Genomic DNA, 6248 nt, shown 5'->3' on the forward strand with positions numbered 1-6248 from the left:
GGTTATCGGCCGGATCAACGGTTCTCTTGAAGCGGGGCTTCAAGATTCGTTGTACAGCGATTACCCTGCGCGCCTGCTCCCACCCTCCTACTTCAAGGTTTTCATCGTGTACATCAAAGGACGCTACATCGTGTCGGCCTGTGCGCTGCTGTTTTTCCAGCAGGCACAGGCGAGCGGAATGGACTGCACAAAGGCTGTGAGTGTTGTGGAAACCACCATTTGTGCGAACAAGCCTCTGTATGAGCTGGATGCGCAGATGGCCTCGATTTATGGGCGGTTAATCAGGGCTATTGCGCCGGGACAGGCCGGGATCAAGACTGCCCAGCGCGAGTGGCTGAAGACAAGGGAAGCGTGCGGCGAAGATGTGGATTGCCTGAATCGGAGCTATTCACATCGCATAGAAGGATTGCATGCGCAGTGGATCGACGCCGTCGCCTATCAACCTGACGACACCGACAAACAGGTCATGCAAGATCTGCAACAACGCATTCGCGCCGCGACCAAGGTCAAACCGGAGTTCGCCCTGGAACGGGCGCTGGGTTCTCTCACGATCAGCAAGGGTCAAACCTCATTCGATGGCGATCCAAATGATGACCCGTCCGAGGATCACACACTGTTTCCCAAAACCATTCCCAAGGGTGTCACACAGGATGAATGGAAGGCGCTGACCGCATCAGGACTCGAAGCAGATGCAGAGCAAGGTCGGGCCAGTTACACACTTGTGGATCTGGACGGTGACGGTCAACGCGACTTACTCATTGCAACCTACACCGGCGGCACCGGCCTGTTCACGTTCTATGAAACCTTTCGCCGTGATGGAGAGCGGTTTACTCGCCGATTGACGCCTTATGATCCTGAATCAGGCGCTGGCAGCTCGTTGTTTTCCGTTAGTGAACGCGGAGCCGAACAATGGGCAAGCTGGATCAAGTCTCACGGGAGAACCTATCTCGCCTTCCGCGATGGCTCATACGGTGTTGATGAGCTGTACTTGATCAATCCCCTGAAGATCAATCGTCAGATACCAACAATTACGGTTCGGTACGACTACCAACTCACCGTGCCCCGCAACCAAAACCGCGAGAACGACAATACCGCCTACAAGCTTCAACCAGGTTTGCAAAAGACGCTCAGCCAAGCGTTGACCAAATCGAACGCTGGCAAACCACAGCAGCCGAGCGAGCATAAAGGCCCTCTCTGCCCCATTCCTGCATCGGGAGAAGGCGACGATACCTACTACAGCTATGGTGCCGGCTACTACGTAGACGAACCTGTGACCGATATGCCGGTGATCATCGGCAAAGAGTGCTACATCGCAAGATTGATCAATTGGTATGGGCGTTACGGCGATAAAGACGGGCTGTATGCAAAGTTGATGTTGCGCAAGCCTGGGTCGACGGATCCGGAGCAGAGTTACTCGGTCAAAGGACGTCGGCATGTGACGCAGGTCAGTTCCGAGATCAGTACTCGCGGAGCCGAGCTTTTCTAGCAGTTGATTCTGCGCCGCCGAGAGCCACAAAAAAGCCCCGCCAGATCACTCTGCGCGGGGCTTTTGAATATGTGGTGTCCCAGGGCAGGTTCGAACTGCCAACCTTCCCCTTAGGAGGGGGATGCTCTATCCAATTGAGCTACTGAGACACAGGACTGTCGGTGCAACAGACGGCGTGCATGTTAACGGCCAGGCCCTGATTTGTCATGTCGTCCGCAGGGCTTTTTAAGTGTAGGCAGGCGCCCTGCAATGCAGTCGGACGTTTTATCGTGCAATTTGCACCCCTCCAAAAAGCCATCATTGCAGAATGCAATCCACGCCCTGCTAAAAACCCTGCTAAATGCTTGTTTTTAAAGGACTTGGCAGCGGTTAGACTAGTGGCACGACGACTGCTTCAGTCATTCTTATAAAAGAACAACTGGAGAACCGCCTCATGAACCGCGTCCTCTTGCTCGCCAACGCAATCGCCCTGACGGTTCTGGTGGGGTTTCAATTCGCTCCCCAGCACACTGAGGCAGTGGCACAGCGCATGCCGCACTACCTGCAAGTGCAGAAGGCGCCACAGTGGGCGGTGCTGAGCGATCAGCGCGGCGTTATTGCGCAAGATGTCAGCGAGTCAGATCAGGCACAGACGACACCGATGTCCGAACGCCTGGTGTTTTGAATCATTTTCGGAGTACAGCATGTCCAAATCCGCCCTGGGGTTGTTGATCCTCGCTTTCTTGAACGGTGTTTTGCATTTCTCGCTGTTCGAAGAGACGGAAATCTCTTTGCCCCTGATTGGCTGCGGCGTTTTCGCTGTGCTGTTTGCGCTGGCCGTGGTTGCCGGGCGCAAGATCAAGTTTGATCCGGTACTGCGTTGAGCCTGACCAGATCCAGCAGATGACCAACGGCATCGGCCAGGTCGCCCGAGTTGTCGATCAGATGCACAGTCATGTCAGTTGAACGCCTTTCCTTGAACAGCGCATTGCGAGCGAGCCTGGCATCAATCTGTTCAAGCGTCTCCCGGCCACGCCTGAGCAAGCGCTCACGCAACACATCATCGCGAACTGTCAGCAACACTGGCACCAATGCCGGGTAGCCTTCCAGCGCTTGTCGAAGGTTCGCCCGAGAGCCGTTGACCAGCACATGCTTCCCGGCTTTCAACCACTGGTCCATTTCCACCGGAATTCCGTAAGAGAGGCCGTTGGCTTGCCACGCGAGAGAAAAATTTCCGGCGCGCTGACGCTGTTCGAACTCTTGCGGCGTCACACCGATCGCATCCTCGCCCACCGATTCAGCCGAACGCGTGATCACCCGACGCATCACTTCGCAGTTCAACGCACGTAATGGCTCACGCGCAGCCTCGATCAGACTGTCCTTGCCGGAACCGGATGGCCCCATGAGATAAATCAGCCTGCCATCCATCCTGAAAACGCCCTCCGGCGGGCATTTGCCCCTAGTAAATCGGCCATTTGCCACTATCCTGTACAAGGTAAGGAACAAGGATTCTAGCCGCATAGCATGCACGGTCTGACGTCTTCGGGCATCTGTTCGTGCGCTTCAGGACGCGGTCAGCGATACGGGCCGACGCATTCTTTTCAAACCAGTCCGCATTTCTGATAATTGGTGCTGGCATTACGCCTTTACCCGGATCAATATTTGTCACAGAATTGACGCCAATGATCTGGCAATTTTGAGGCATGATGCGAGCCTCTTAACAATTCAGGTTGAACCATTTGGCGCGGATGCTTGTCCTACGACTCATCCTGCGGCCAATCCCGAGAACCGCTCCCCTGAACTAACCGGTTAAATATATGCGCCCATTGAAACAGGCAATTTATTCCAGCCGTACGGCTGACAAGTTCGTCGTACGTCTGCCAGACGGAATGCGTGAACGCATTGCCGAGGTGGCTCGCAATCATCATCGCAGCATGAACTCCGAGATCATTGCGCGCCTTGAGCAGAGTCTTATTCAGGAAGGTGCACTGGGCGAAGAGCTGAGCATGCGCCTCGACAGCCCGGAGCTTTCGCTGCACGAACGCGAGTTGTTGCAACGCTTCCGTCAACTCTCCCATCGCCAGCAGAACGCGCTGGTTTCTCTGATCGCCCACGACGCCGAAATGGCCGCAGACGCATCCTGAGTCAAACCGAACATCTCAAGCCAGCATGAATGCTGGCTTTTTTTTGCCCGCTATTCAGGTTTTTCAAGGACGAAAAAAAACCCGCCAATCGGCGGGCTGTTTCGATGCGAGCAATCAGAGCAGGAAAATCGTCGCCAACCCCAGGAAGATGAAGAAGCCACCACTGTCGGTCATGGCCGTGATCATCACGCTGGCCCCCATCGCCGGATCGCGGCCCATCTTGGCCAGGGTCATCGGGATCAACACCCCCATCAGCGCCGCCAGCAGCAGATTCAGCGTCATGGCAGCCGTCATCACGACGCCCAGCGACCAGCTGCCATACAGCAAGTAAGCCACCACACCGATCACGCCGCCCCAGACCAGGCCGTTGATCAACGCCACGGCGAGCTCCTTGCGCATCAGGCGCGAAGTGTTGCCGGTGCTGACCTGATCGAGTGCCATGGCGCGAACGATCATGGTGATCGTCTGGTTGCCGGAGTTGCCGCCAATGCCCGCCACAATCGGCATCAGGGCCGCCAATGCCACCAGCTTCTCGATCGAGCCCTCGAACAGACCGATCACCCGCGACGCGACGAATGCCGTGATCAGGTTGATCGCCAGCCACGCCCAACGGTTGCGCAGGGATTTCCAGACCGACGCGAAAATGTCTTCCTCTTCACGCAGACCCGCCATGTTGAGGACTTCGCTTTCACTCTCCTCACGAATCAGGTCGACCATTTCGTCGATGGTCAGACGGCCGATCAGCTTGCCGTTCTTGTCGACCACCGGGGCCGAGATCAAGTCGTAACGTTCGAACGCCTGAGCAGCGTCATAGGCGTCTTCGTCCGGGTGGAAACTCACCGGATCGCTGGCCATCACTTCGGAAACCTGTTTCTCCGGGTCATTGACCAGCAAACGCTTGATCGGCAGCACGCCCTTGAGCACGCCGTCGTAATCGACCACGAACAGTTTGTCGGTATGGCCCGGCAGCTCTTTGAGGCGGCGCAGGTAACGCAGAACCACTTCGAGACTGACATCCTCACGGATGGTCACCATCTCGAAGTCCATCAGCGCACCGACCTGCTCCTCGTCATAGGAAAGGGCCGAACGCACACGCTCGCGTTGTTGCTGATCCAGGGTCTCCATCAGCTCATGGACGACGTCTCGCGGCAGCTCGGAGGCCAGGTCAGCAAGTTCGTCGGCATCCATGTCCTTGGCGGCAGCCAGGAGCTCGTGATCGTCCATGTCGGCGATCAGCGTTTCACGGACGGAGTCGGATACTTCGAGAAGAATGTCGCCGTCGCGATCAGCCTTGACCAACTGCCAGAGCGTCAGACGATCGTCCAGCGGCAGGGCTTCAAGAATGTAGGCAACGTCGGCGGAGTGCAGATCATCGAGCTTGCGTTGCAGCTCGACGAGATTTTGCCGGTGGACCAGGTTCTCGACCCGGTCATGATGTGCGCCTTCCTGGCGGTGAGTCAGGTCTTCGACGACCCGTTGGCGCTGCAGCAGCTCAACGACCTGAGCCAGGCGATCCTGCAGGCTTTCCTGTGTTTTCTTTACTTCGATTTCGGACATAGGCGAACTCCACTCCCAGCAGCGGGGCACGCCGGAAGGATCAATCAGTCAATTCATGATTGGTAAAACGGGGTACTGAGTAACTACTGGGTAAGTCCATGGAGGTTTTCCATAAGCCCCGGCGGGGCTGACGGGCGCAATGATACACCGCCTGACGGTTTTAAACGTTAAAAATCTAGGCTGAAACAAGCGCTTGCGAGACAAACCTGAGCGCTGTCCTGACTCTTCAGACTGCGACGACTCATCCTGAAAAGAAAACACACCGACGGTGAAAAAACTGCCGGCTACGCTTGAGGAGGAACGTCATGGAGGACGCCGAATGCCATCGAAAACATCCCGATTCATGCTGACCACCCTGCTCTGCCTCCCACCCACAGGGAACGCAACGACACTTCACCGCTGCGAAGCCCCTGACGGCAGCCTCACCTTCACGACACTGAGCTGCGCGAACGATGAGCATCTTTCACTTCAGGAAGTACGCCCCTATTCGCCTGGCTCCACGGTGGCACTGATGCCCGAAGCCCGGCACGAAGAAATATCCGGTATGAATATAAGAAAACGCGAAATGGCCGTCGTAGGGCGCACTCAGGACAAATGCGGAGATCTGATCGACGCGCGACAGAAGCGCGAAGCAATCATCAATCAACGAATCATCGCCGGCATGAGCCAACAGGACGTTGAAAGCGCCCTGGGCAAACCCGACAAGGTCAGCATTCGCAATTCGGCAACGAGCTATCGTTACGACCTCAAGCGAGGTCGCAGTGCTCAAGTCGATTTTGATGAGAAAGGATGCGTGACGGGAAAAGCCAAATCCCGGATAGCAAAAAGCCCGCGTTAAACGCGGGCTTTCTGGTATATGGTGCACTCGACAGGATTCGAACCTGTGACCGCTCGGTTCGTAGCCGAGTACTCTATCCAGCTGAGCTACGAGTGCATTTTGTGTTTTTAGACCAGACCACAACTGGCTGAAACCAAGTTACTTACATTGCTGCAACTAACTCTTAAATGGTGCACTCGACAGGATTCGAACCTGTGACCGCTCGGTTCGTAGCCGAGTACTCTATCCAGCTGAGCTACGAGTG

General features: G+C 56.0%; 7 protein-coding genes and 2 tRNA genes. 5 read left to right on the plus strand and 4 right to left on the minus strand.

Features of this window, described 5'->3' with window-relative positions; all coding sequences use genetic code 11:
* Positions 1-106 precede the first annotated feature (106 nt).
* A complete protein-coding gene (locus AC3WRD_RS17085) occupies positions 107-1486 on the plus strand; it encodes a lysozyme inhibitor LprI family protein (protein ID WP_102621064.1) in 1380 nt (459 codons plus the stop codon).
* A 72-nt stretch (positions 1487-1558) separates the two neighbouring features.
* Here the strand turns inward: AC3WRD_RS17085 and AC3WRD_RS17090 are convergent.
* Positions 1559-1635: transfer RNA gene (locus AC3WRD_RS17090), tRNA-Arg, on the minus strand.
* A gap of 284 nt (positions 1636-1919) precedes the next feature.
* Here AC3WRD_RS17090 and AC3WRD_RS17095 point away from each other — a divergent pair.
* Both AC3WRD_RS17095 and AC3WRD_RS17100 read left to right on the plus strand, forming a co-directional pair.
* Positions 1920-2150 (plus strand): hypothetical protein, encoded by a 231-nt coding sequence (locus AC3WRD_RS17095; protein ID WP_102621020.1) that lies wholly within the window; start codon positions 1920-1922, stop codon positions 2148-2150.
* A gap of 19 nt (positions 2151-2169) precedes the next feature.
* Positions 2170-2349, plus strand: coding sequence for a PA3371 family protein (locus tag AC3WRD_RS17100; protein ID WP_102621021.1), 180 nt, complete (start codon positions 2170-2172; stop codon positions 2347-2349).
* On the opposite strand, the gene phnN is transcribed toward AC3WRD_RS17100, so the two are convergent.
* Positions 2324-2893 (minus strand): phosphonate metabolism protein/1,5-bisphosphokinase (PRPP-forming) PhnN, encoded by a 570-nt coding sequence (phnN, locus tag AC3WRD_RS17105; protein WP_102621022.1) that lies wholly within the window; start codon positions 2891-2893, stop codon positions 2324-2326. The two genes, AC3WRD_RS17100 and phnN, sit on opposite strands and share 26 nt — an antisense overlap.
* Before the next feature lie 389 nt (positions 2894-3282).
* On the opposite strand from phnN, the gene AC3WRD_RS17110 reads away from it, so the two are divergent.
* A complete protein-coding gene (locus AC3WRD_RS17110) occupies positions 3283-3609 on the plus strand; it encodes an Arc family DNA-binding protein (protein WP_003178899.1) in 327 nt (108 codons plus the stop codon).
* Between the two features lie 114 nt (positions 3610-3723).
* Here AC3WRD_RS17110 and mgtE read toward each other — a convergent pair whose 3' ends face one another.
* Positions 3724-5166 (minus strand): magnesium transporter, encoded by a 1443-nt coding sequence (gene mgtE / locus AC3WRD_RS17115; protein ID WP_085730362.1) that lies wholly within the window; start codon positions 5164-5166, stop codon positions 3724-3726.
* A 319-nt stretch (positions 5167-5485) separates the two neighbouring features.
* On the opposite strand from mgtE, the gene AC3WRD_RS17120 reads away from it, so the two are divergent.
* Positions 5486-6004: a cell envelope protein SmpA gene (locus AC3WRD_RS17120; protein ID WP_102621023.1), complete on the plus strand. Its 519-nt coding sequence runs from the start codon at positions 5486-5488 to the stop codon at positions 6002-6004.
* Positions 6005-6023: 19 nt separating this feature from the next.
* Here the strand turns inward: AC3WRD_RS17120 and AC3WRD_RS17125 are convergent.
* Positions 6024-6100: transfer RNA gene (locus AC3WRD_RS17125), tRNA-Arg, on the minus strand.
* Positions 6101-6248: the final 148 nt, after the last annotated feature.

The sequence above is a fragment of the Pseudomonas sp. FW215-R2 genome (assembly GCF_058789255.1).